General features: G+C 71.5%; 20 protein-coding genes. 8 read left to right on the top strand and 12 right to left on the bottom strand.

Annotated elements, in window-relative coordinates:
- The first annotated feature begins 14 nt into the window (after positions 1-14).
- Positions 15-4,172, top strand: coding sequence for a GDSL-type esterase/lipase family protein (locus OG514_RS09750; RefSeq protein WP_266892938.1), 4,158 nt, complete (start codon positions 15-17; stop codon positions 4,170-4,172).
- Positions 4,173-4,268: 96 nt separating this feature from the next.
- Here the strand turns inward: OG514_RS09750 and OG514_RS09745 are convergent, their stop codons facing one another.
- The 3 genes from OG514_RS09745 to OG514_RS09735 are packed head-to-tail and all read right to left on the bottom strand — an operon-like array spanning position 4,269 to position 6,880.
- On the bottom strand, positions 4,269-4,958 hold the full coding sequence (locus tag OG514_RS09745; protein WP_266892936.1) for a hypothetical protein: 690 nt from the start codon (positions 4,956-4,958) through the stop codon (positions 4,269-4,271).
- A gap of 22 nt (positions 4,959-4,980) precedes the next feature.
- Complete coding sequence (locus OG514_RS09740; protein WP_266892934.1) at positions 4,981-6,234, bottom strand: MFS transporter; 1,254 nt, start codon at positions 6,232-6,234, stop codon at positions 4,981-4,983.
- A 58-nt stretch (positions 6,235-6,292) separates the two neighbouring features.
- On the bottom strand, positions 6,293-6,880 hold the full coding sequence (locus tag OG514_RS09735) for a helix-turn-helix domain-containing protein (protein ID WP_266892932.1): 588 nt from the start codon (positions 6,878-6,880) through the stop codon (positions 6,293-6,295).
- A gap of 139 nt (positions 6,881-7,019) precedes the next feature.
- On the opposite strand from OG514_RS09735, the gene OG514_RS09730 reads away from it, so the two are divergent.
- Complete coding sequence (locus OG514_RS09730; RefSeq protein ID WP_266892930.1) at positions 7,020-8,660, top strand: class I adenylate-forming enzyme family protein; 1,641 nt, start codon at positions 7,020-7,022, stop codon at positions 8,658-8,660.
- Between the two features lie 9 nt (positions 8,661-8,669).
- Here OG514_RS09730 and OG514_RS09725 read toward each other — a convergent pair whose 3' ends face one another.
- Positions 8,670-9,941: a M6 family metalloprotease domain-containing protein gene (locus tag OG514_RS09725; RefSeq protein WP_266892928.1), complete on the bottom strand. Its 1,272-nt coding sequence runs from the start codon at positions 9,939-9,941 to the stop codon at positions 8,670-8,672.
- A gap of 271 nt (positions 9,942-10,212) precedes the next feature.
- Between OG514_RS09725 and OG514_RS09720 the strand changes: the two genes are divergently transcribed.
- A complete protein-coding gene (locus OG514_RS09720; RefSeq protein ID WP_266892926.1) occupies positions 10,213-10,899 on the top strand; it encodes a TetR/AcrR family transcriptional regulator in 687 nt (228 codons plus the stop codon).
- Positions 10,900-11,005: 106 nt separating this feature from the next.
- Positions 11,006-12,535, top strand: a complete 1,530-nt coding sequence (locus tag OG514_RS09715; RefSeq protein WP_266892924.1) for an MFS transporter — start codon at positions 11,006-11,008, stop codon at positions 12,533-12,535.
- Between the two features lie 37 nt (positions 12,536-12,572).
- On the opposite strand, the gene OG514_RS09710 is transcribed toward OG514_RS09715, so the two are convergent.
- Positions 12,573-13,061 carry a MarR family winged helix-turn-helix transcriptional regulator gene (locus tag OG514_RS09710; RefSeq protein WP_266892922.1) on the bottom strand — a complete coding sequence of 163 codons (489 nt, stop codon included), beginning with the start codon at positions 13,059-13,061 and terminating at the stop codon, positions 12,573-12,575.
- Between the two features lie 130 nt (positions 13,062-13,191).
- Here OG514_RS09710 and OG514_RS09705 point away from each other — a divergent pair, with 130 nt between their 5' ends.
- The gene (locus tag OG514_RS09705) at positions 13,192-13,980 is read left to right on the top strand and encodes a dioxygenase (RefSeq protein WP_266892920.1); all 789 of its coding nucleotides are present in this window, start codon (positions 13,192-13,194) and stop codon (positions 13,978-13,980) included.
- Between the two features lie 25 nt (positions 13,981-14,005).
- Here the strand turns inward: OG514_RS09705 and OG514_RS09700 are convergent, their stop codons facing one another.
- A complete protein-coding gene (locus OG514_RS09700) occupies positions 14,006-15,052 on the bottom strand; it encodes a questin oxidase family protein (RefSeq protein WP_266892918.1) in 1,047 nt (348 codons plus the stop codon).
- A 406-nt stretch (positions 15,053-15,458) separates the two neighbouring features.
- Here OG514_RS09700 and OG514_RS09695 point away from each other — a divergent pair, with 406 nt between their 5' ends.
- Positions 15,459-16,460, top strand: coding sequence for an RNA polymerase sigma factor RpoD/SigA (locus OG514_RS09695; protein WP_266892916.1), 1,002 nt, complete (start codon positions 15,459-15,461; stop codon positions 16,458-16,460).
- An 80-nt stretch (positions 16,461-16,540) separates the two neighbouring features.
- On the opposite strand, the gene OG514_RS09690 is transcribed toward OG514_RS09695, so the two are convergent.
- A complete protein-coding gene (locus OG514_RS09690; protein ID WP_266900808.1) occupies positions 16,541-17,500 on the bottom strand; it encodes a YafY family protein in 960 nt (319 codons plus the stop codon).
- Positions 17,501-17,562: 62 nt separating this feature from the next.
- Here OG514_RS09690 and OG514_RS09685 point away from each other — a divergent pair, with 62 nt between their 5' ends.
- Positions 17,563-19,098: an MFS transporter gene (locus OG514_RS09685; RefSeq protein WP_266892914.1), complete on the top strand. Its 1,536-nt coding sequence runs from the start codon at positions 17,563-17,565 to the stop codon at positions 19,096-19,098.
- A 265-nt stretch (positions 19,099-19,363) separates the two neighbouring features.
- Here the strand turns inward: OG514_RS09685 and OG514_RS39345 are convergent, their stop codons facing one another.
- Entirely contained in the window at positions 19,364-20,428 is a 1,065-nt protein-coding gene (locus OG514_RS39345; RefSeq protein ID WP_323181512.1) for a hypothetical protein, read from the bottom strand.
- A gap of 302 nt (positions 20,429-20,730) precedes the next feature.
- Here OG514_RS39345 and OG514_RS09675 point away from each other — a divergent pair, with 302 nt between their 5' ends.
- Positions 20,731-21,798, top strand: coding sequence for a glycosyltransferase (locus OG514_RS09675; protein WP_266900807.1), 1,068 nt, complete (start codon positions 20,731-20,733; stop codon positions 21,796-21,798).
- A 45-nt stretch (positions 21,799-21,843) separates the two neighbouring features.
- Here OG514_RS09675 and OG514_RS09670 read toward each other — a convergent pair whose 3' ends face one another.
- From OG514_RS09670 to OG514_RS09655, 4 genes are all read right to left on the bottom strand, one after another.
- Positions 21,844-22,692, bottom strand: coding sequence for a DUF6227 family protein (locus OG514_RS09670; protein WP_266892912.1), 849 nt, complete (start codon positions 22,690-22,692; stop codon positions 21,844-21,846).
- A gap of 83 nt (positions 22,693-22,775) precedes the next feature.
- Positions 22,776-23,858: a P1 family peptidase gene (locus tag OG514_RS09665; protein ID WP_266892910.1), complete on the bottom strand. Its 1,083-nt coding sequence runs from the start codon at positions 23,856-23,858 to the stop codon at positions 22,776-22,778.
- 9 nt (positions 23,859-23,867) lie between these two features.
- Positions 23,868-24,044 (bottom strand): hypothetical protein, encoded by a 177-nt coding sequence (locus OG514_RS09660; RefSeq protein WP_266892908.1) that lies wholly within the window; start codon positions 24,042-24,044, stop codon positions 23,868-23,870.
- 68 nt (positions 24,045-24,112) lie between these two features.
- Positions 24,113-25,336, bottom strand: coding sequence for a low temperature requirement protein A (locus tag OG514_RS09655; protein ID WP_266892906.1), 1,224 nt, complete (start codon positions 25,334-25,336; stop codon positions 24,113-24,115).
- Between the last annotated feature and the right edge of the window lie 159 nt (positions 25,337-25,495).

The raw sequence follows: 25,495 nt of genomic DNA, 5'->3' as shown, positions 1-25,495 counted from the left end.
CGACACGCATACCCGTGGTGCTCTCCACCGCGGTAGCGCTGGTGGCGGCACTTCCCGCGCAGGCCATGGCCGCGGATCCGGTACGGCCCGGCAAGGCGGCGCAGGGCTGGTCGGCGGACTCGCCGACGGCGAAGGGCGGTGACGGGCCCGAGGGCGCGATTCCGGCCCAGCGCCGCGCGTCGGTGCAGGGAAGCGGATACGCCGCTTCCAAGGACGTCGCCTGGACCACGTCCGGTGACGCGGAGGGGTTCCACCTCCTGGTCGCGGACGCGGCGAACGGTTACGAGTGGAAGACCGCGGCCACCCTGTCCGAGCCGGGTTTCGACGCGGACGCCTGGATCGGGAACGCCTGCGTCACCGAGTCGGGCAAGCGGGCCGCGGTGGCCTACGCGCCCCGCACGTTCACCAACAAGCCCGAGCTGATGGTGCGAGGGGCGTTCACCGCCGTCGTGGACCTGGAGACGGGGCAGGTCACGAAGCTTCCGCACCAGGCGTCCCTGGCGTACTTCTCGCCCGGTTGCGGTGAGGGCGAGGACGCGGTCTTCAGCCAGCTGTCCTACGACGGGGACAAGAAGACCGGCACCCGGCTCATCACGGTCGACGCGGTCGCCGGCAAGGCCGGAAAGCCGCTCCTGCTCGACGGGCAGGTGACCTCCGCCGTACCGACCCCGCAGGGCATCGTCGCTGCCGAGGGCGGGCGCCTGGTCCGGGTCGGCAAGGACGGGAAGCGGAAGACGATCGCGCGGACGCACGGCGTTCCCTTCCAGCTCCGGGCCGACAAGGACGGGGGAGTCACGTTCATCGAGCGGACGCCCGGTCCGGCGGCGGCGAAGACATCGTCCGAGGGCGACAGCCGGGCCCGCCGGGTGACCGCCGGGCAGATCAAGAACGGCGGCGCCACGCCGGCGACGCTGGTCAGCGGCGCCCTCACCCAGTGGGACCTCGCGTCCTCGGCCGACGGCACCGTGTACGTCACCGGCAAGGCGAAGTCGCTGGGCGCGCTGCCGGGAAGCGTCAGGAACCGGGGTGACCTGGCGAAGGACGCCCGGATCTCCACGCGCGGCGAAGCCGCCGTCGGGTCCGCCTGGGCGCCGGGGAAGAACTCCCCCCTCATCGCCGCCGACGAGGGCGAGGCCCGCCCCGTCCGGACCGAGCTCCGTCTGATGGGCACCGGGAAGACCGAGGTCCTGGAGGCGGTGCCGGGCGGCAAGCCGCTGGGCGACGTGAAGCAGCGGTCCTCGGGGAACGCCATGTCCCCGGCGCTGCCCGGTGGCGGAAGCGCGTCGAGCACGCCGAAGGCGCCGAAGACGGACCCGTCGTCCAAGACGGCCGGCTCGTCGAAGACGGCAGCGTCGAAGACGTCGGCCACGGCGTCGGCTGCGGCCGGTTCGCCCTCCGACCCGGTCGAGTCCGAGCGGACCTGCGCCGTGCCCCGCAACGACATCCGCAAGCAGGCCTTCCAGCCGACTCCCCGCCAGGTGGAGTGGGCGGTGGACCAGGCGGTCGCCGGGACGCTGAACAAGCAGGTCTCGCGGCCCGCGAACTGGAAGAACATGGGCATGCCGGCCTACCAGCCGCAGTCGCTCTTCCCGCTGCACCTGATGTACGGGGACACCAACGGCATCCCGGACCGCGTGGCCGACTGGCACATCCCGTCGCAGATCCTGCTCGGCATCACCGCGCAGGAATCCAACATGTGGCAGGCCACCCGCTTCGCCGTTCCGGGCGTGACCGCCAACTCCCTGATCGGCAACTACTACGGAGTCAAGTACTCCGCGGACGGTTCGCAGGCCGACCCGTGGTCGATCAACTGGGCCAAGGCCGACTGCGGTTACGGCATCACGCAGGTCACCGACGGCATGCGGGTCTCCGACCAGGGCGTCACGCTCAGCAAGACGCAGCAGGAGGCCATCGCGCTCGACTACACGGCGAACATCGCCGCCGGCGCGAACATCCTGGTCGAGAAGTGGAACCAGACGTCGAAGGCCGGGCTGACCGTCAACAACGGACACCCGAAGTGGATCGAGAACTGGTTCTTCGCCCTCTGGGCCTACAACGCGGGCTTCTACGAGAAGGGCGGCGACCCCTCCGGCGGCGACGATCACTGGGGTGTCGGCTTCACCAACAACCCGGCCAACCCGCTGTGGAAGTTCAACCGCACCCCGTTCCTGGAGAAGGCGGACGGCAGCGACGACTACTCCCACGCCGCGAACCCGCAGCACTGGCCGTACCAGGAGAAGGTGATCGGCTGGGCCGCCCGCCCCATCGCCGCGCTCTTCACGCCGGGTGACATCAAGGCCGGCTACGTGGCGGCGTGGTGGAACAACAACTTCGACCGCACGCTCGTCAAGCCGCCGCTCGACCTGTTCTGCACCATGGAGAACAACGACTGCTACTCGGGCCGCATCGGCGAGAACGACTCCAACGACCAGGGTCAGGGCGCCTGCACCCTCGACTACGGGAACTCGGACACCAACCCGCACTGGCTGCACTGTTGGTGGAACACCTCGGTGCAGTGGAAGGACTGCGTCCTCATGGCGCAGTGCGGAAACGCGGTGCACCGGTTCAACGACACCTATCCGGAACAGCCGGACGCCAACTCGTATCCGCCCCAATGCGGTCTGGGCACCCTGCCCCTCGGGGCGCAGATCGTCGAGGACATCCCCTACGGCGCCACGCCGGCCGGCAGTACGGCGCGAACGTGCGGCGGCTCCACCTCGGCGGGAACCTTCGACTTCCAGTTCACCGACTGGCAGGGCACCTATCCCGGCAAGATGGACCTGCACCAGATCGGGGCCGGGGACAACAACCACTTCTGGTTCTCCCACACCAGGGACAGCTCCACCTACGACGGCGCCCGGCTGCTGATCACCGGCAAGTGGACCCTGAACGAGTCGAACATCGGCTGGTCCCGGGTCCTGGTGCACATGCCCGACCACGGCGCGCACACCCGTCAGGCGGCCTACGTCGTGGGCGGAACGGACTCCACGTCGAAGGTTCGCGTGGTCCCGCAGCGCACCCGTGAGAACCGCTGGGTGAGCCTGGGAGTCTTCAACTTCACCGGCAGGCCGACGGTCTCCCTCTCGACCCACACCGGGGACGGCGGCAACGGCGAGGACGTGGCCTGGGACTCCGTCGCGTTCCAGAAGCTGCCGGGCAAGCCCAAGGACCAGATCGTGGCCATGGGCGACTCCTTCTCCTCCGGCGAGGGTGCCTCCGAAGGCAACGCGAACTACTACAAGGAGACCAACTACCGGGACTCCCAGGACGAGACGACCCGCAACGCCTGCCACCGCTCGGACAAGGCGTGGTCCCGCCAGGCCAAGGCGAGGACGGGGGCGTTCGAGTCGATCGGTGAGCAGGCGGACCGCTGGGACCCGGCCATGGACTACCACCTGATCGCCTGCTCGGGTGCCCGTACGTACAACGTCCTGAGGGACCCGGAGAACGGCGAACTGGCCCAGATCCAGAAGGGGTACCTGGACCAGAACACCACCATGGTCACGATGTCCATCGGAGGCAACGACTCACGGTTCACGTTCGTCGTCCAGAAGTGCCTCCTGGCCTTCGGTTCGGGCAGCTGCCAGGACAAGCCGTTCGACGACCACAACGCCCAGATCGACCGGGACATCAACGGGGACGGCAACATCGAGAAGGACAGGGACCTGCCGTACCAGGGACTTCCGATGAGCACGGCACTGCCGCTGCTGATCACCGAGGTCGTGAAGACGGACATCCTCGCCGCCGTCGAGCTGATCCACCAGAAGGCGCCCAACGCCAAGATCCTGCTCATGGGTTACCCGAAGCTGATCTCCAACGACGCGAGCTGTCTGCGGCTCGGGCCGCTCGGTCTGTCGAAGGAGTCCAACGACTGGCTCAACACGGTGGCCGCGCACCTCACCAACGAGATGCGGGACGTCGGTGTGATCGGCCGGAGCAAGGGGATCGACATCCGGTTCTCGGACCCCACCTGGGCCTTCGAGAACAAGGGCGTGTGCGGTGACCCGGAGAAGATCCACGGCATGGTCAAGACCCTGGTCGAGAGCGACAACACGCTCAAGGACTGGCCGCTTCTGAAGTCCTACGGCCTTTCGGCGCAGTCCTTCCACCCGAAGATCGCCGGCGCCCGGGCGTACGCCGATGCCATGGAGGCGACGGTCGACGGATGGTAGGCCGTCGGTAGACGGATGCAGGAGCGTACGTAGCACCTGAGAGAGGGCCGGCCGGGGAGTACGACACCGGCCGGCCCTTTTCCTCTTCCCGCGCGGCTATGCGCCCGGCACGGTGTGATAGCCCGTCGTGAGCGTCCACTCGAACAGCGTGCCCGACCGTTCCCGCAGTGCGGAGAGGGTGACGTCGGCGGGATCGGACGCGCAGGTGCCGAACACGGCCTTGCGCCCGGGGCACGGCTCCGGGACCTGCAACCGCGCCTCGTCGCCGGGCGGCTCCCAGGACAGCAGCATCCCACCGGTGACGCTCGCGATCGACGGCCGGTAGGCGTGCGGCTGCTCGTAGACCCTGGTCTCGTAGTACCGCAGCGCGCTCCTGATCGAGCCCTCGCTCCAGACCGCGGGCGTCTTCATGGACCGGAGGTCCGCGAGGACGTCGGGCACGGGACGGTCGACGACGAAGTACATGTGCAGCCGCATCCGGCAGTACATGGCCGACTGCTTCGGCGCGTTCTGGTCGAGGTGGTTCTTGCCTCCGCCCCGGGCGCACGTGTCCACCACGGTGGTGCGCAGAGCCGGGCCCCACGGAGACGTCCTGCCGATCTCGGCGGCCCGCGCCCGCAGTTCGCGCTCGGTGCGCTCCCGCTTCTGCCGGACCTCGTCGGAGGTGGCGATTCCCTTGAGTTCGCTCTCACTCGGGCCGCGGGAGCACCCGCTGAGGCCGGCGAGCACGAGGGCGAACAGCAGCGAGGCGGCCTGGGCTGATCGACGGCGTATCCGTGACGTCATGGTCCGAGTCTGCCGCACGCCCTCAGTGGGCGTCCTGGTTGTCGCGGAGGGTCCGGCGGTTCAGGAGGGCCGCCACGAGGGAGAGGCAGGCGGCCGCCACGACCGTGGTCATGGCCGCCGTGCCGCCGTTGTGTTCCACGACCGTGCCGATGACGATCGGGGCCAGCGAGGCGGCGGCGGTGGCCGCGAGGGCGACGACGCTGATGACACGGCCCTGGAGGCGGGCCGGGGTGGTCGCGGCGATCCGGCCGAAGAGGATCGAGTTGACGGCGGGCGCCAGGAACAGGCCCGTGGCCAGCGGGGCCACCATCGCCAGGCTGCCGTTCAGGACGGTGCTCGCCGTGAGCAGCGCGGGCAGCACGGCCAGGGCCACGACCAGCAGGCGGTGGAAGGGCAGGAGCCGCTGGACGCGGGCGGCGAAGAGGGCGCCGAGGAGACCGCCGACCGCGATGCAGCCCTGCGCGATGCCGAGCGCCCGGGGGCTGTGGCCCGTGTCGGTGAGGATCAGGACGGCCGAGAACTGGGCGCCGGTGAGGGCGAAGTTGACCGGCGCCGCCATCAGGATCACCGCCCGGAGGAAGGGGCTCGCGACGACATGGCGGAGGCCTTCCAGCATGTCGTGGCGGAGCGAGGTCTTCCCGGTCTCCTGCTCCTCGGGGTGGGCGGGCCTGCGGATGAACGAGACCGCGAGGAGGGAGAGCAGATAGCTCAGGGCGTCGAAGAGGAACGGGACCGAGCGGCCGAGCGCGTAGAGGAAGCCGCCCAGCGGGGGACCGGCCAGGGAAGCTCCGTAGGCGCGGGCCTCGTTCTTGGCGAAGGCCTCCGGGAGCTGCGAACGCGATACGAGCTGGCTGACGATCGACGTCTCGGCCGCGCCGAACAGGACGTCCAGGACCGCGGCGGCGCCCGCGACCGCGAAGATCACCGCGAGCGGTGCCCGGCCGAGCAGGATCGCCGTGGCCAGGGCGGTGAAGAGGACGGCGCGGCCCGCGTCGCAGACCTGCATGACGCGCTTCCTGCTCCAGCGGTCGGCCAACGCGCCGGCGGGCAGCTGGAAGGTGACGCGGATGACCGCCTGGAGGGTGCCGAGTGCGCCCGCCTGCACGGCGGAGCCGTTCAGGGAGAGGACGAGCAGGGGGAAGGCCAGGACGGAGACCGAGGTGCCGAGCTGGGAGACGGTCTGGCCGCCCCACAGCAGCGTGAAGTCCCTGTTCTTCCGCAAGGGCTTCGTCGTGTCGGGCGCCGCCTCCGGCGTGGTCACTGCCTGGACGGTCATGTCTCCCCCTGAGAACGGTCTGTCGTCCGGTCTGTTGTCTGGTCCGTGTCGGTGGTGGTCAGGCGAACGGGTGGGTGAGGATCACCACTTCGATTGCTTCCGCGCCCTCGGGGCGCTTCGACGGGTCCTGGAGCCTGTCCCGGTAGCGCATCACCAACTCGTCGATCTCACCCTGGAGTTCGGCCGCCTCGTCGGGGGTGGCCCACCAGACGGTGTGGGCGCGGTGGGCGTCGCGCTCGTGCGCCCGGTGCCGGTCCAGCTGGCGTTCCAGGGTCAGTTCGCCGAGGTGTCGGGCCGCGACGGCGGTGTCGGCGGGGGCGTCGTTCTCCGTGGACCAGCCGAGCCGTGTGACGCGCCAGGGGCGCGAGCGCCCCGGCATGGGGCCGGCCTCCTCGACGAAGCCGTACTTCGCGAGCTGGCGGAGGTGGAAGGAGCAGGTGGTGGGGGTCTCGCCGATCAGCTCGCCCGCCTGAGTGGCCGTCAGGGCCCCATGAAGGGTGAGGACTTCGATGAGGGCGAGGCGGACCGGGTGGGAGAGCGCCCGCATGGAGGCGGGGTCGGTCAGGCGGCGGGGGGCTTGGTCGCCACCCCCGGAGATCTCGGAGGTCTCGGGGTTCTCGCGGGGGGCTTCGTTCGGTTGCTCCATGCAATGAGAGTGTTCTCTCGATAGAAATCTGTCAAGAGATATCTCTCGACGGCTTTCCCGGCAGGGCGGGATTGACCTGACCGTGGGCGCGGCATAGCGTCGCCGCGCACCGGGAGCACGCGCGCAGGAGGTCCTCGTCATGGAAACGTCCGGCCCGGAATCCCGGCTGACCGCGCCCGGCGCTCCCTTCGAGGTGAGCGACGGGGTGTACGCGTCCGGACCGCGGACCCTGCGGGAGTTCGTCGAGGTCGTCTGGGGATACGGGGAACAGGTGTTCCTCGTCTCCGAGGACGGCGGGCGGACGACGTACCGCGAGTTCTTCGACGCCGCCTGCGGGCTCGCCCGGCGACTCGTCGGGGAGTACGGGCTGCGGCCCGGGGACCGGGCCGTGGTGGCCATGCGGAACCATCCCGAGTGGCAGGTCGCCTTCTGGGCCGCCCAGCTCGCCGGGCTCGTCGCCGTACCCCTCAACGCCTGGTGGACCGAGGGCGAGTTCACGTACGCCCTGGACGACTGCGCTCCCGGCGTGCTGCTCGTGGACGGGGAGCGGGTCGGGCGGGTGCGGGAGTGGGCCGCCCGGAACCACGTGCCCGGGATCGTTTTCCACCCGGAGACGGCGCCGGAGACGTGGGAGGGCTTCGAGGCATACGTCCCCGACACCGATCCGCACCTCGGGCCGCCCCTCGTCGACGTCCTGCCCGAGCACGACGCCACCGTCATCTACACCTCCGGGACCACCGGGCGGCCCAAGGGCGCCGTCGCCACCCATCTCGCCCAGGCCGGGGCCGCGATGAATCCGCGGTACTTCGCCGCGGCGGCGGCCCTCGCGCGCGGGGACGTGCCCGGGACGGGGCCCGTGCCCGTGTCGCTGACGACCTTCCCCTTCTTCCACGTGGCCGCCTTCACCTCCTTCTACGGGGTGATGGCGGCCGGCGGGACCCTGGTGACGATGCGGAAGTGGGACGCCGGCCGGGCCCTCGAACTGATCCGGGAGCACCGTGTCACCCACTACGCGGGCGTCCCCACCACCGCCCTCCAACTGCTCGACCTCGCCCGCGCCACCGGCGACGGGCTCGAAAGCCTCGCCCTGCTGAGCACCGGGGGCGCCGCAGCCCCGCCCGGCATCGTCGACGGGATCACCGCCGGGTACGGGGAGCGGCTCGAACCCCGCAACGGCTACGGGCTGACCGAGACCAGCGGCGGGGTCCTGTCCAACGTCGGCGCCGAGTACCGCGCCCACCCCGGGAGCGTCGGCCGGCCCTCGCCCACCACCGAGGTGCGGATCGACCGGCCCGACGCCGAGGGCGTCGGCGAGCTGTGGCTGCGCGGGCAGGCCCTGGTCCGCGGCTACTGGCGCGACGAGGAGGCGACCCGCGCCGCGTTCTCCGAGGACGGCTGGTTCCGGACCGGGGACCTCGCGCGCGTGGACGCGGACGGGCGGGTCAGCATCGTCGACCGGCTCACCGACATGGTCGTCCGGGGCGGCGAGAACGTGTACTGCGTCGAGGTCGAGGGCGTGCTGCAGCAGCACCCGGATGTCGTCGACGCCGCCGTCCTCGGCGTGCCGCACCCCCTCCTGGGCGAGGAGGTCGCGGCCGTCGTCCGGCTGCGGCCCGGCGCCGCCGTCGCCCTCGACGAGCTGCGCGCGCACGTGGGCGCGCGGCTCGCCGCCTTCAAGGTGCCCGCCCATGTCCTGGTGCGCGAGGAGGAACTGCCCCGGAACCCGACCGGGAAGATCCTCAAGCGGGAGCTGCGGGGCGGCCTGTTCGGCGGCGGGTGACCGGTCCCGTCAGCGGCGGGTGATCCGGACCCGGTACGTGCCGCTCTCGTCCTCCTCCAGCACGCTGATCCTTATGCCGTTGGCGCGGTCCGTGAACGTTTCTCCAGGGCGGTACGGCGCGTCCGACAGCTCCGCGTGGACGTTCGCGCGCCGGGTGCAGCCGCCGCTCGCGTGCTCGCTGTCGGAGACGGTCACGGGGCCGTGGCCGGTGTCCACGTCGGACTCCACCCGGTAGACCAGGACGCCCTGCTCGCAGACCGCCTCGTCGTTGCCGTCCTTGCTGCGGACCTCGACCGCGTACCCGGAGGTGCCGGAGAGCGGGACGAACGCGAGCTTGGGGCCGCCCGCGACCGCGAGCGGGGTGAGGGTGTAGTCGCCGGTGCCGGGGCCGGACGCGCAGCCGACCTGGTCGTTGTCGAGCCAGCCCAGCTTCCACTTGTGCCAGCCGAGCAGGTCGTTGTTGGCGCCCCAGTCCTCGGACATGATGTCCCAGTGCCCGACGGTCCCGCCGCCGTCCGAGGTGTACAGGTCGGGCAGCCCGAAGACATGGCCGTTCTCGTGCGGCAGGACCCGGTAGCCGGTCTCGGCGAAGCTGCCGGAGCCGTCGTCCTGACGGCTGTAGACGAAGGACGTGTTGGCGAGGGGCACGCCGTCCGCGTACGGGGCGTCGTCGTTTCCGGAGAAGGTCACGGAGAGGACGGTGTCCAGGGCGGAGGGCCCGGCGTTCGGCGTGACCAGGACGTTGACCAGGTCGTACGCGCTGAAGTCCACCTTCGGGTCGGCCGCCTTCACGATGTCCTCGACGAGGGAGCGGTACCCGGGTTCGTACGGTGAGCCGCGCTCGATCCCGTACGCGGAGAACGCCTTGGGCATCCGCAGCCAGTCGGGTATCGGTGCCTCGGCCCGGTAGTGCAGCCGCCCGTACGAGCTGGTGCGGAACCAGTCGGCGGTCTGTGGGAAGAACTCGCGGAAGCGACCCATCGCCGCGCCGTCCCCGGGGGCGTCGGGGAAGTCGACCATCAGGTTCAGCGCCCTGACCTGGCCCGTGGACCGTACGTACCCGGGGGCCGTGGGCAGCCCCTCCGACATCTGTACGCCCATCGTGGTGGCGATCCGGCAGGGTCCCAGCTGGGCACCGGCGGGCGCGGCGGCCACGGGGCCGGCCGAGGCGGGGGACGGCCCGGGGAGCGTGGTGCTCGCGGAGGCGAGCAGCGTGAGGGAGAGCGCCGTGGTCGCGGCCAGGACGACGGGTCTGCGTATCCGTCGGCGGGGGTGCTGCATACGGTCGCCTCTCCGGTGGGGGCAGGTCGGCGGCGCGGCCCCATCCGGTACTCGCGGGCCCGCGCTGTGCGATCAGCCTGTGGCGCGTGGTTCCGAGGCGCGCGCCGGGTGGCCCGATCGGTGGACCGAGCGGGGACCGGAGCGCGGGTGTCCCGGGAGAGACGAGCGATGTGACTCAGGTCACACGTCGGCAGGGAAATAACCGGGGACTCGGTCCCCGTTTATGACTGTGTTCAGCGAAGTGGGGAGTCCCTCCCCGGATATCCCAGAGATGACCCTCAGAGGAGGTCGTGGCGTGACCAGCACCGTCACCGATTCCGGGTCCGCCCGCCGCGTACCCCGCCCGCGTGCGGACGCCCTGCGCAACCGTGAGCGGATCGTGACGGCGGCCCGCGAGATGTTCGTCGAGTTCGGGTCCCAGGTGCCCTACGACGAGATCGCGCGCCGGGCCGGCGTCGGCAACGCCACGCTCTACCGGAACTTCCCCGAGCGCACCGACCTCGTCCACGAGGTCGTCCTCTCGCTCATGGCCCGCGTCACGGAGGTCGCCGAACGGGCCGCCGAGGAGGAGAGCGACACGTTCGCCGCCCTCCGCCGGTTCACCCTCGGCGCCGCCGACGAGCGCGTCGGCGCCCTGTGCCCGATGCTCGACGGCGCCTTCGACAAGGACCACCCCGACCTGGTCGCCGAGCGCGACCGCCTGGAGGAGGCCGTCCAGGGCCTCGTGGAGCGGGCACAGCGGGCCGGCCGACTGCGCACCGACGTGGGCGTCGGGGACCTGATGGTGGCGCTCTCCCAGCTGACCCGACCGCTGCCCGGCTCGGGCTGCGCGTCCTTCGACCAGTTCGTCCGCCGTCACCTGCTGCTGTTCCTCGACGGCCTGGAGGCGCCCGCGCGCTCCGAGCTGCCCGGGAAGGCCGCGACCCTGGAGGACCTGCGACGCGACTCCTGCTCGTGAGCGCCGTCCTCCCCAGGGGATCCCGACTTACGTAACCGGCACTCCGCCCGCCCGACTCAGCTTTACGTCCTTTTTCACCAGTACGCGCCAAGAGGTGGCTACCCCCATGCCGAAAGTCCCCGCCAACACCCTGACCCACCCCGACCCGGGCCGCTGGAAAGCGCTCGTCTTCATCGCCCTCGCCCAGCTGATGGTCGTGCTCGACGCGACGATCGTGAACATCGCGCTGCCCTCCGCCCAGCAGGACCTCGGGATATCGGACGGCAACCGGCAGTGGGTCATCACCGCCTACGCCCTCGCCTTCGGCGGTCTGCTCCTCTTCGGCGGCCGCATCGCCGACCTGTGGGGCCGTAAGCGCACCTTCGTCGTCGGCCTGATCGGCTTCGCCCTCGCGTCCGCCCTCGGCGGGGCCGCGACCGGCGAGGCCATGATGCTCGGTGCCCGCGCGCTCCAGGGCGCCTTCGGCGCGCTCCTCGCGCCCGCCGCGCTCTCGCTGCTCGCCGTGACCTTCACCGACGCCAAGGAGCGCGCGAAGGCCTTCGGCATCTACGGCGCGATCGCCGGTGGTGGCGGCGCCGTGGGCCTGATCCTCGGCGGTTTCCTCACCGAGTACCTGAACTGGCGCTGGACCTTCTTCGTCAACATCCCGTTCGCCATCGTCGCCGCCGTCGGCGCGTACCTCGTCATCCGTGAGCCCGCGGGCAGCCGCAACCGCTCCACGCTCGACATCCCCGGCGTGATCCTGTCCACCCTGGGTCTGGTCGCGCTCGTCTACGGCTTCACCCGCGCCGAGTCCGCGGGCTGGAGCGACGCCGGCACGATCGGCCTGTTCGTCGGCTCCGTCGTGCTGCTCGGCGCCTTCGTGCTCACCGAGGCGAAGGTGAAGTCCCCGCTGCTGCCGCTGCGCGTCCTGACCGACCGCAACCGCGGAGGTGTCTACCTGTCGCTGGGTCTCGCCGTCATCGCGATGTTCGGCCTGTTCCTCTTCCTGACCTACTACCTCCAGGTCGTGAAGGGCTACTCGCCGGTCATGACGGGCTTCGCGTTCCTCCCGATGATCGCGGGCATGATCATCGGCTCGACGCAGATCGGTACGCGGCTCATGACCCGCGTCCCGCCGCGGCTGCTCATGGCCCCCGGCTTCCTGACCGCCGGTGTCGGCATGCTGCTGCTCACCCAGCTGGAGGTCGGCACCTCGTACGCCGGTCTGATCCTGCCCGCGCAGCTGCTGCTCGGTCTGGGCATGGGTACGGCGTTCATGCCGGCCATGTCGCTCGCCACGCACGGCGTGGACCCGCGGGACGCCGGTGTGGCCTCCGCGATGGTCAACACCTCGCAGCAGGTCGGCGGCGCCATCGGTACGGCCCTGCTGAACACGATCGCCGCCTCGGCGACCACCGCGTACCTGGTGGACAACGCTGCGGGCGCGACCACCCCGGCCGCCCAGAAGATGCTCCAGCTCCAGGGCATGGTCGAGGGCTACACCGCGGCCATCTGGTGGGCCGTCGGCATCCTGGTCGCCTCGGCCGTGATCGCCTTCACCCTGATCACCACGGGCAAGCCGGACACCGGGGCCGTCGCCGCCTCCGGCGAGGGCGCGGAGGACGAGGTGAAGGTGCCGGTCATCGCGCACTGACCCGCACCGTTCCCGTCAGGACCTGCCCTGGTTCCGCTCAGCGGAGCCAGGGCAGGTCCGCGTCCGCGTCCGTGGGTTCGAGGCCCTCGGCCATGACGCGCATGATCGCGCCGAGCTGTTCGACCTGCTCGGGCGCGAGCCGGTCGAAGAGGGCCTGGCGTACGGCCGCCACATGGCCGGGAGCGTTCTGCCGGAGGACCTCCGCGCCTTCCTCCGTCAGCTGGGCGAACTGGCCGCGCTTGTCGGAGGGGCAGTTCTCCCGCCGTACCCAGCCGTTCTTCTCCAGGCGGGCGATCGCGTGGGAGAGCCGGGAGCGGGTGATCTTGGCGCTCCTGGCCAGCTCGGTCATCCGGAGCCGGTGACGGGGCGCCTGGGAGAGCTGGACGAGCAGCCCGTAGTAGATGTGCGGCATTCCGGCGTCGCGCTGCAGCTGGCGGTCGAGGTGGTCCTCAAGGAGCGTGGTGGCGTGCAGGTACGCGCGCCAGACGTGCTGCTCCTCGTCGGTGAGCCAGCGGGGTTCGGTCATGTCTCCCATGATGCCCAATCGTACGACTCATGCTTGAAAGTTGAATTACATAGGTCTACGGTGTAGGCGAGAACGCTTGAAGTTTCAAGAACCAGTGCACTGGCTACGTCGGAAACCGGAGGTGGTCGCCATGGACGCCACGCTCGAACGGATGCCCGCCCTCTACCTGTCCCACGGCGCCCCGCCGCTCGCCGACGACCCCGTCTGGCCCGGCGAACTCGCCGCCTGGTCCGCGGACCTCCCGCGCCCCAAGGCGATCCTCATGGTCTCCGCCCACTGGGAAGAGGCCCCGCTCGCCCTCGGCGCCACCGAGACCGTCCCCCTCGTCTACGACTTCTGGGGCTTCCCCGAGCACTACTACCGCGTCCAGTACGCGGCCCCCGGCGCCCCGCAGCTCGCCGAGGCCGTCCGCAAGCTGCTCCGCGGACCCGGCCACCCCGTGCAGGACATCCCCGACCGGGGCCTCGACCACGGCGCGTACGTGCCGCTCGTCGAGATGTTCCCGGGCGCCGACATCCCCGTACTCCAGATCTCGATGCCCACCCTCGACCCGCGCCGCCTCATGGACATCGGGCGCAGGCTCGCCCCGCTCCGCGAAGAAGGCGTCCTGATCGTGGGCAGCGGCTTCTTCACCCACAACCTGGCCGCCCTCCGGCACACCGGCGGCGGGGTGCCGGGCTGGTCCGCCGAGTTCGACGCCTGGGGGCACGAGGCCCTTGCCGCGCGCGACGTGGACGCCCTCCTCGACTTCGAGCACAAGTCACCGGCCGGCCGCCTCGCCCATCCGCGCACGGAACACTTCGCCCCGCTGTTCGTCACCATGGGCGCGGCGGACGCGGCCGGCGACCTCGACGCGGAGCGGTCGGTGATCGACGGCTTCTGGATGGGGCTCGCCAAGCGGTCGGTGCAGTTCGGGTAGCCCGTCCCGGCCGGCCCGCCCGGAGCTAGAACACCGGTGGGTTCAGCTCGATCGAGCGCGTGGCGGCGGCGAGGGCGAGCGGGCCGCCGACGTCGAGCGCCGTGTCGGTGAACTTGATCGTGTGGTCGTCGCCGTGCGCCGCCGCCCGCTCGAAGACCTCCTCGGCAGTGAGGGCGGTCGGCGTGTACGCGGCGGGCTCCGGCGGGGTGTACGCGGCGGTCACCGCGGCCGACGCCGACCACGCCGCCGCCAGGCTCGGCGCCCACAGCTCGCGCGGGAGCGCGGGCAGGGCGCGCAGGACCGCGTTCGGCGCGGTCGCCGCGTGGACCAGCATGATCGGCTCGCCGTGGCCATGGGTCGCGTACCGGTGCGTGGCCGCCGTGACCAGCTCGACGAGCCGGTCCCTCGCCGTGTCGGGGTCCGGGGCCGTACCCCAGACCGGGAACGCCGTCAGCTGCGCGAGCCGGTCCCGGATCCCGCCGTCCTGGACCGGAACCGGCGGTACGGCGTCCAGCGCGGCCGCCGCCGTCGGTGCCGCGGCGAGCGGGGTGAGCGGGGGAAGCGGCAGGCTGCGGGCCGCCCAGTACCCGAGCGCGTGCGCCAGCTCGGCGCGGCGGGGTGCGGTCACCTCCTCGTCCCCGGACGCCAGGAGGGTGCGCACGGCATGACCGGTACGGATCACGGGGTGCGTCGCCGAGGCCGCGATGCCCGGCAGCAGCCGGGGCCACCACTCGGCGAGGACCTCCCGCCAGGGGCGGCCGTCGAGCTCACGGGCGAAGAAACGGGTCCAGTCGGTGATCCGGGCCGGGTCGCCGAGCGCCTCCCGCCAGCCGTCGGCCGTGACGGGCCGGGACGGTGGCGGCAGCTCCTCCAGCTTGTGCGCGTACCGGTCGAGCCAGCGGTGCACGGTCGAGGCCTGGCCGTTGCGGACCAGGGCCTCGACGGCCATGGGGGCGTGATTGGTGAGCCAGCCGTTGCGCTCGGGTCCTGTGGTGTGGAGGCGTTCGAGGGCTTCGTCGAGGGTGCCGGATGCGAGGGTGCCGGATTCCTTGGTGCCGCGTGCGTCGCTCATGGAGGCGACGCTAGGGCGGGGGAGGGGTGGGGCGTAACGGACTCGGGACCTAGTCCGGGAGGCGGCTCGGACCTAGTCCGCGAGGCCGAGGAGGCTCCGCCTCCGGGTGGGCAACCCGATGGCCCGTCCGAGCGTCTTGAGGGGTGACGCCGCTTGTGATCGCGGTCTCACCGACAGTGTGGTCGTGGGGCCCGGGAGCGGCGCCGGAACACCCTCCGTACCCGGTCTGACCTGCACCTCCATGGGTGCCCGCGGCATGCCCGCAAGGGCGGCAGCGCTGCAGGATACTGCATGATCGCGAAAATCCATGTGCCGGGTGGGAATTCTGTCCTGATTCCAGTCGTTGTTTCCGTCGGATGCAGGGCACCCGAAAAGGTGTCGCGACCTACTCAGCAAGGGAGCACGCATGGCAACCCGTGCCGTCGCCCGTCGTCAGACCTCCGCCAAGAGCGGGGCCGCACGGGCAAGCAGCGTTCGCGCCGTGGGCGGGGAGATCGCCGACCGCGACCTGGTCGGCATGTACCTCGACGAGATCGCGCGCACGCCCCTGCTCGACGCCGCCAAGGAGGTCGAGCTCTCCCAGACGATCGAGGCCGGGGTGTACGCCCGGCAGATACTCGACGGAGAGGTGCAGACCGAGGCCGGCGGCGCGTCCCGCGAGGAGCTCGAAGCCCTCTACGAGGCGGGCGAGCGTGCCAAGGACCTCTTCATCAAGTCCAACCTGCGGCTCGTGGTGGCCGTCGCCCGGCGCTACCCGCGCAGCGGGCTGCCGCTGCTCGACCTGATCCAGGAAGGGAACGCGGGCCTGGTGCGCGCGGTCGAGAAGTTCGACTACGCGAAGGGCTTCAAGTTCTCCACGTACGCCACGTGGTGGATCCGCCAGGCCATCACCCGGTCCATCGCCGACCAGTCCCGCACGATCCGGCTCCCCGTCCACCTGGTGGAGGAGCTCGGCCGGATCCGCCGGGTGCAGCGCGAGTTCAACCGGGAGCACGGCCGCGAGCCGGAGCCGGCGGAGATCGCCGCCGAGCTGGACACGAAGCCCGAGCGCGTCGTCGACGTCCTCGACTGGGCGCGTGACCCGGTCTCGCTGAACATGTCGGTGGACGACCAGGGCGAGACGCAGTTCGGCGACCTCCTGGAGGACACGTCGGCGATCTCGCCGGAGCAGTCGGTGCTCACGCTGCTGCGCAGCGAGGAGCTCGACGACCTCATCGCCAAGCTCGACCACCGGACGGCCTCGATCATCCGCATGCGGTACGGCATCGAGGACGGGCGCGAGCGGACGCTGACGGAGGTCGGCAAGCAGCACGGCCTCACGCGCGAGCGGATCCGCCAGATCGAGAAGCACGCGCTTCTGGAACTGAAGAAGATGGCCCACGACACGGGCTTCGACGCGGTGGCCTAGAAGGGCCGGCAACCGAGGCGCGCGGGTGCCGGGGCAAGCCCCCGGTACCCGCTCCCGGCCCTTGCCGTGCGGCGGCGCCCTCAGCCGTGTGTCGCCGCCGTCAACCTCGTCGCCAGGTCCTCCACGTACGTGAGCAGCGGCGCCGGGCTCCGGATCGTGAAGGGGGCGTCCACCAGGGCGAGCCGGATGGCCAGCCATTCGACGGAGTCCGCCGAGCGGGTGCGCAGGCGGCAGCTCGTCGGGCCCGTCGCGGTCGGGACCAGGTGCGACGGCAGCCGCGCGGTGACGAAGTCGGCGGGCGCCTCGAAGGACACGTCCAGGTCGATTTCCGGCTGCGCCCGCGACATGGAGCGGACCAGGAGCTGCGCCGCGTCGCCCGCCGGCAGCTCGCGGGGCGTGAAGCGGGCCCCCGTGGCGAGCGGATCGCTCACGCGGTCCACCCGGAAGGTGCGCCAGTCCTCGCGCCCCAGGTCGTACGCCACGAGGTACCACCGGCGCCCGGTGGAGACGAGCCGGTAGGGCTCGACCAGGCGCTTCGACTCGGCCCCGTCGCCCGCCCGGTAGCCGAAGCGGAGCTTCTCCCGGCCGGTCACCGCGCTCGCCAGAGCGGTCAGGGTCGCCGGGGTGACTGTCGCGCCGTCGCCCCGTGTCAGCGGGATCGTCGCGTTCTGGAGGGTCGAGACCCGGTGGCGCAGCCGCGCCGGGAGGACCTGCTCCAGCTTCGCCAGGGCCCGTACGGACGCCTCCTCCACCCCCTCGATCGCGTGCCCCGCCCCCGCCCGCAGGCCGACCGCGATGGCGACGGCCTCCTCGTCGTCGAGGAGGAGCGGCGGCATGGCCGTACCGGCGACGAGCCGGTACCCGCCGACCGCGCCGAGCGTCGCCTCGACGGGGTAGCCGAGGTCGCGGAGCCGGTCGATGTCCCGGCGGATGGTGCGGGGGGAGACCGAGAGCCGTTCGGCGAGCTCGCTGCCGGGCCACTCGCGCGGGGTCTGCAGGAGCGAGAGCAGATTCAGGAGTCGTACCGGGGTGTCCGTCATGTCTTCCAGGATGAGGCTCATCTAGGACATCATTTGACCTAGATGGCCTTTATCTTCTTCGTATGAGTGCACACGACGCCGACGGCGTCACCACGGACGCGGCCCCCACGGACACGAGCGACAAGCGGCGCTGGATAGCCCTGGCCATCGTCATGACGGCCGCCTTCATGGACCTGGTCGACGCCACGATCGTCAACATCGCGATCCCCAGCATCGAGCGGGACCTCGGCGCCTCCTTCGGGGCCATCCAATGGATCACCGCCGGGTACGCGCTCGCGTTCGCCGCCGGCCTGATCACCGGTGGACGCCTCGGTGACATCTTCGGCCGCAAGCGGCTCTTCCTTCTCGGCACGGCGGGCTTCACCCTCGCCTCCGCCCTCTGCGGCTTCGCCGCCAACCAGGAGATGCTGGTCGGCTCCCGCCTCCTCCAGGGCGCGGCGGCCGCGATGATGGTGCCGCAGGTCCTGTCGATCATCCACGTCACCTTCCCGGCGCACGAGCGCGGCAAGGTCTTCGGTATGTTCGGCGCGATCATCGGTCTGGGCGCGGTCTCCGGCCCGCTGCTCGGCGCGCTGCTCACGCAGTGGAACATCGCCGGCCTGGAGTGGCGCCCGATCTTCCTGATCAACCTGCCGGTCGGCATCGCGGGCCTGATTCTGGGCCGCAAGTTCATCACCGAGTCGAAGGCCCCGAAGGCGCTCCGCCTCGACATCGTGGGCGTGGTCCTGGTGACGGCCGCGCTGCTGATGCTGATCTACCCGCTGACGCGCGGGCGTGAGCTGGACTGGCCGCTGTGGGGCCACCTGATGATGGCCGGCAGCCTCGTCGTCTTCGGCGCGCTCATCGCGTACGAGAAGTACAAGACGAAGAAGGACGGTTCGCCGCTCATCGAGCTGTCGCTGTTCAAGGTGAAGAGCTTCGCGGCGGGTATCGCGGTGCAGCTGACCTTCGGTGTCGTGATGGGCATCTTCTTCCTGGTCTGGACGCTGTACATGCAGATCGGCCTCGGCTGGAGCCCGCTGCGGGCCGGCGTGACCGGTGTGCCGTTCTCGATCGCGGTCTCGACGGCCGCCGGTCTCTCGGTGCAGAAGCTGGTGCCGCGCTTCGGCCGGAAGGTGCTCCAGACGGGTGCGCTGACGATGATCGCGGGCGTGCTGCTCTACCTCTTCGAGGCGGGCCGGTACGGCACGGAGATCGCGTCCTGGCAGATGATTCCGCCGCTGGTGATCATGGGTCTCGGCATGGGCCTGATCGTGGCGCCGCTGACGGACGCGGTGCTCTCGGACGTCCCGCGCGAGCACGCCGGTTCGGCCTCGGGCCTGATCAACACGACGGGCCAGATGGGCAACGCGCTGGGCCTCGGCCTGGTGTCGGTGGTCTTCTTCGGTGTGATCGACGGCAAGCCCACCCCGAAGTCCCCGACCGAAGCGGGCCTGGCGTTCGCCGACGCCTTCCAGAACGCGATGGGCTGGGTGGCGGGCGTGCTCGCCCTGATCTTCCTGGTGATGTTCGCGCTTCCGGCGAAGCCGAAGCAGCACCTGGAGGCCGGCGGTGACGACGACGTCGTGATCGAGAAGGAAGCGGCGCTCACGCACTGAGCACGGCTGCGGCGCTCACACACGGAGTACGTCTTCGGCGCTCATGCACGGAGTACGGCTGTGGCAGGGCCCTGGTCCCGGGATTCGTCCCGGGGCGGGGCCCTTCGGCGTACCCGGGCAGGGACGGAGGGCGGCCGGGCAGCGAACGGACCCCGTCCGAGACCGGGGTGGCCGTGGCGGCCTGACCCGGTCCCGGCGCGGGGCCGGTCGCGAGGGGCGGTGCGGTATCGGCGGACGCACCACCCCTCGGTGTCTCACCGTTCCGTCAGGAACGCTTCAGCGTCCTCGGGAGACGGTTCGGTTCGCCGCCGAAGGCGAGGTCGCCCTTGAACTCCTTCCCCTGGTGGGACCTCAGTGTCGGGATGGGCGACTGAGGCGTCCAGGGTTCGATCCAGACGAAGTTCGCTCCGTTGGTGTCTCCGTGTGTCTGCCACACCGTCCCGTCCGTGGTCACCACCTTGACGAAGGCGTCGTCGCCCTGGTCCGTGAAGGAGATGCCGCAGGCGTTGGCCGGGTAGTTCGAAGGACGGCCGTTGGGCAGGGCGTCGGTCAGGTCCGTCCACGTGATGAGGCCGCCCGTGGTCGTCGCAATACCGGCGTACGCCTTGCCGTTGATGAGAGCGGCGCTGAACTCCTCGGTGTTCGAGGGGGCGTAGCTGTCGATCTCGTAGCAGGAGGACGGGCCGGTGGCACCGGTCGCTCCGGTGGCTCCCGTGGCGCCCGTCGCTCCGGTGGCTCCCGTGGCGCCCGTCGCACCGGTGGCTCCGGTGGCGCCCGTCGCGCCGGTGGCTCCGGTCGCACCGGTCGCTCCGGTCGCTCCGGTCGCTCCGGTCGCACCGGTGGCTCCGGTCGCGCCGGTGGCTCCGGTGGCGCCCGTCGCACCGGTCGCACCGGTCGCTCCGGTGGCGCCCGTCGCACCCGTCGGGCCCGTGTTGCCCTTCGGGCCCTTCGGGCCGGGCGGGCCCTTCGGGCCCTTCTTGCAGTCGCCGCTCGGCGTCTCCGCGGCGGCGACGGCCCGGGGCTCGTCGACCAGGCGTCCGACCTCCTGGTCCAGGTACTCCTGGAGCGCGGCGGTCGCCGGCCTGCCCTGCTCGTCGTGCTGCTGCGGGCCGGCCTGCTCGTGCGTGGACCTGGGCTTGCAGTCGCCGGCCGGGTCGGAGGCGGTCGTTCCCGCCGTCGCAGCCGCCGGGACGGCGAATGCCGACGCCGTGGGCGCGAGGCCCGTGAGGACGAGTGCGACCGAGGCCAGCGCACCGCCGCCCACCCAGACACGCCGCCGGGGCAGCGGGCCGAGCTTGGACCTGGACAGAGTCCTGGGATCAGGACGCATGCATGCTCCTTTCCTCCGCCGGCCTGGTGCGCCGGCGCCACGATGTGGGGGTGGGACCAAGACGGAAGCGTGATGAGCTTCCTTTCGGATCATCGGACCGCAGCGGTGGGGACTTGATAGGTCCCGGACGCGTTGCGCCGCCATGGCGTAGTCCCACCAGTCGAATGGCTGCGTACGTGACGGCGAACGTGAGGCGGTCTTTCGGCGTGCCGCCGCCGGTTCCCCGGGGGCTCCGCGTACCGTCGCCCCCCGACCGAACCGCCGGAGGTGGTGTTGCCGTGAAGCCGTCCATCTGCCTGTGCATGATCGTCAAGAACGAGGCCGCAGTCATCGAGCGCTGCCTCGCCTCCGTCCGCGGCCTCGTGGACACCTGGGTCATCTCGGACACGGGGTCCACCGACGGGACCCAGGAGCTGATCCGGACCGCCCTCGCCGGCATCCCCGGCGAGCTGCGCGAGGAGCCGTGGGTGAACTTCGGCCACAACCGCAGCCTGAACATCGCGCACGCGCGTGGCCGCGCCGACTATCTCCTGCTCCTCGACGCCGACCACGTCCTGCGCCAGGAGGGCCCGCTGTCCGCGCTCACCGCCGACGGGTACATGATCCGCCACGAGGGGGCCCTGGAGTACCGCATCAAACGCCTGGTCAGGGGCGATCTGCCGTGGCGCTACGAGGGCGTCACGCACGAGTACCTGACGGCCGAGGGGGACCTCGCCCAGGAGCACCTCGACGCCCTGGTCATCGAGGACTACGCCGACGGAGGCTCACGCCACGACAAGTTCGAGCGCGACGCCCGGCTCCTGGGCGCCGAGCTGGAGCGGGACCCGTCGAACCCGCGCACCGTCTTCTATCTGGCGCAGACGATGCGCGACCTCGGCCGCACCGAGGAGGCAGCCGACCTCTACGAGCGGCGAGCGGCCATGGGCGGCTGGGGCGAGGAGGTCTACTACTCCCTGCTCCAGTCCGGTGTCCTCCGTGCCGATTCCGGCGACTGGCCGGCCGGGATGGACGCGCTGTCGCGGGCCTGGGAGTCACGGCCGGAGCGACTTGAGGCCTGTTACGAGCTGTCGGGCCGACTGCGGAAGCTGGGCCGCTACCGGACCGCCCACGCCGTGGTCTCCACCGTCCTGGACCGGGAGCAACCCGGTGACCTGCTGTTCATGCATCCCTGGGTGTACCGGTGGGGGCTGCTCTTCGAGTACTCGATCACCGCGTACTGGGTCGGCGACCACGCCGCCTCGCTCGCCGCCTGCGACCGGCTGCTCGCGCTGCCGGACCTGCCGGAGACCTACCGCGAACAGACCCGCGCCAACCGGGCGTTCGCCGTCGCCCGGCTGACCGAGGCCGCCGCCGTCCCCGCGCTGGTCTGAGCACCGCCCCGGAGCGGTGCCGACGAGCGCGGGGGGCGACGGGAGTCAGCGGACCCGGGAGCGGGACTCCATCGCCCCGCGGGCCGCGCGCTCGTCCTCGTACACCTCGCACATGTGGCGTCCGTCCGGTGTCGCCGTGTGCTCGACCTCCCAGAGGCTCACCTCGCTGCCGTCGAGCAGCAGGAACTGGTGCTCGTAGAGGGTGAAGCCGGCGTCCCGGCCGCCCTCCACCGGGCAGTGGCGGCCGAAGGCCTGGGTGATGTGGTGGGCGAAGGCCAGCCGGAGCCGGCGGGCCGTCCGCTCGCCGGGCCGGTCCGCGTTCTCCGCGCGCCGCAGGACGCGGCGCGCGTGGTCGGCGGAGTTGTCCGGCACGTACATCCGGGGCTGGGCGGGTATCGGGCGGGCCAGCAGGGCGCTCAGCAGCGCGATGTCGTCGTCATCGTCCTCGTCGAGGGCGCGGCCGTCGGAGCGCTCGACGGTCCAGCCCGGCAGCGGTCCGCTGGGGAGACGGGAGGCGGCGAGCCGAGCCTCCGACTCCTCGGCGTAGAGCTCGTGCTGCTCGGCGCCGTCCCGGCCGGCGTTGTGCGTGAGCTCCCAGAGGCTGAGCGCGGAGCCGTCGCTCAGCAGATACGTGTGGCGGTGGGTGGCGCGGTGCAGCGACGCGCTGTGGTGCGAGGAGTGCAGCGCGCTGGAGTGCGCGAGCGCCGTGCCGAGGCGCTCGACGGTCGAGTCGGGCAGGTCGAAGGAGTTGAGCGCCCGGCCGAGGAGTCGCTCAACGTGCGTCTCGGTCGTCTCGTAGGGATCGTGAGGATCCTGCGGATCGTTCAAGAGGGTCTCCAGGCCGTCGCCGCATGTCACTTGGTGCTTGCTTAACGTAGTCCCTGGGTCTGACATCGTGTCCGGGGTTCCGGAAAACGAAGGGCGTCCGGGGGAAGTTCCCGCCCCGTCCTGGCCCCGCTCGCCCAACTCCCTTGAGCTTACCGGGAGTACGGCTCCGAACGCGTTCCGTAGAGCTCGCTGTACGAGGGGAAGTCCCCGCCCGGACCGCGCAGGCCGCCGGGGGCCGCGAGCACCGCCCGGACGATGGCCCGGGTCACCAGGTCCGCGCCCGCCGCCAGGATCTCGTTCAGGGCGAGCGGGCCGGGCCGCTCCGGCAGTTCGCGTGCCCCGGTGGCCAGCGCGAAGACGGTGTCGCCGTCGTTCATCAGGTGCACCGGACGCAGGGCGCGCGCGATGCCGTCGTGCGCCGTGCCCGCGACCTTCTGCGCCTGTGCGCGGGTCAGCGCGGCGTCGGTCGCGACGACGGCGAGCGTGGTGTTCAGCGGGGGAGGGGCGGCCGCCGCCCGCGCCTCGGCGAGACGCAGCACTGCCGCCTCGTGCACCGCCGTGTCGGGGAAGGCGGGCCGCCCGCCGTCGTAGAGACTCCCGTACAGCGCACCCGTCGCGGGGTCGACCGCGGAGCCCACCGCGTTCACCACGACCAGGGCGCCGACCGTGATCCCCGACTCCAGGACGGCGCTCGCCGTGCCCACCCCGCCCCGGAGACCGCCGACCACGGCGCCCGTGCCCGCGCCGACCGCGCCCGTCTCCACGCGCGCGTGGTCCCCGCTCGCGTCGGCCGCCTCCACCGCGGCCCGTCCCGTCGCCGGGCCCGGCCGGGCCGTGAAGTCACCGCCCCTGCCCAGGTCGAAGACGCAGGCGGCGGGCACCACGGGCACCACGTGCGACGGATCGGGGCCCACGCGCACGCCCCGGTGCCGCTCCTCCAGCCAGGCCATCACCCCGGCGGCGGAATCGAGGCCGTACGCGCTGCCGCCGGTCAGGACGACCGCGTCGATCCGCTGGACGACGTTGCGCGGGTCGAGCGCGTCGGTCTCCCGCGTACCCGGTCCGCCGCCCCGTACGTCCACGGCGGCGACGACCCCGCCGGCCGGAGCGAGCACCACGGTGGTCCCGCTCAGCGCCCCGTCCCCGTCCACGCGCGCGTGCCCCACGCGCAGACCCCTCACATCGGTGATTCCGTCGCGTTCGCGTTCGCGCGTCTGCTCGGCCTGTGTCATGTTCCCTGCCTACCACGCTGCTTGGTTCAGCGCTTCGGGCCGAGGTACGTGCCACCCGAGGTGTCGATCAGGAGCGAGCGGGGCGCGCACCTCGGGGCCGCCGCAGACGGGTATCGGGTCGCCGGTGGCGTCGGGCACGGAGAGCGGGCCGAGGACGCGGACGAGCATGGCCGGATTCTCGCGCACGGTACGGCGGTTCAGCCGGTCGCGGCACCCGTACATCCGAGCCGGATCGTCGCGCGGCCTGCGGCAATTCAGCCGGTCGCTGTACCCGGTCCTGTGCCCGCACCCGGACCCGTGCCCGTGCTCGCACCCGGCCGCGTCGCCGGGTTCCTCGCCGTCAGGGTCACGCCGACCGCGACCGTGGCCGCCGCGACGAGGCCGGCGGCCAGGACCGCCCAGCGGCCCGCGAAGGAGCACAGCAGGATCGCGAGCGACGAGACGGGCAGGACGAGTTGCTGGGCGATGCCGACCTTGAAGTAGCGGGCATGGAGGAGCCACACGGACAGCAGGAAGACGGCCGACGGGATCGTCACCGCCCCCGAGGCGGCGAGGGTGGAGATGTGGGCCTTGCCCACGGCCTGTTCCACGGCGATCTCCAGGCCGGCGCCGACGGCCGCCGCCGCCGCGAAGATCACATAGTGGCCGTAGCCCCACCGGAAGGCCTCGCGGCTGGAGGTCAGCCGGTCGTGGGCGGGGACGACGAAGTAGATCCACCAGGCGGCGAAGACGAGCAGCAGACCGCCGGCGGCGATCGGCAGCACCTCGCCGAGGGCGTCGTTCTCCGCGATGCCGGTCTTCACGGCCACGGTCGCGGCGGCGACGGTCTCGCCGAGCACGATGATGGTGAACAGGCCGTACCGCTCGGCGATGTGGTGCGGGTGCCAGGTGCTGGGCGCGTCCCTCTCCGCGAACAGCGGTACGGCCATCTCGGCCAGCGCCATGACGAGGAAGACCCACGGGAGGGCCGACTCCGGCACGAAGAGCAGTGCGCTCCAGCCGATCTGCACGACGACGACCCCGCCCGCGTACCGCCGGCACATCGTCCGCTCGGCCGGGTCGGTGGCGTGGTGCGCGGCCCGCAGCCACTGCGAGGCGAGCGCGAGGCGCATCACGACGTAACCGATGAAGACGACGAGGAAGTCGTGGTCCTCGAAGGCCCGGGAGACCCCGGCCGCGAGGATGAGGACGCCCGCGATCTGGACGAGGGTGACGACGCGGTACGGGACGTCGTCGTTGTCGTAGGCCGAGGCGAACCAGGTGAAGTTCATCCACGCCCACCAGATCGCGAAGAAGATCATCGCGTAGTTGATGATCCCCTCGCCCGGGTGGCCCTCGGCGACCGCGTGCACCAGCTCCGCGCCCGCCTGGGCGACGGCGACGACGAAGCACAGGTCGAAGAAGAGCTCCAGGGGCGTGGCCGCCCGGTGCGACTCGTCGCGGGAGCGTGCGGTGAGAGGGAGGAACGGTTGTGTCATGACCCCAGCACAGCAGAGCGGGCGGTGTTCCCGCTCGCCTGCCACGCGGAGGCCGGTACCGCCGGTACCGGGGACGTCAGGCGGCCCGTGCCCCTCCGATGCCGACGCCTCCAGCGATGCCCGCGCCTCCCACGATGCCCGTTCCCGCACCGATGCCCG

The sequence above is a fragment of the Streptomyces sp. NBC_00572 genome (assembly GCF_026341815.1).
In the GTDB taxonomy this organism is placed as follows: domain Bacteria; phylum Actinomycetota; class Actinomycetes; order Streptomycetales; family Streptomycetaceae; genus Streptomyces.
The sequence above is the reverse complement of the archived record's forward strand: the minus strand, read 5'-3'. Positions and strand labels throughout refer to the sequence as shown.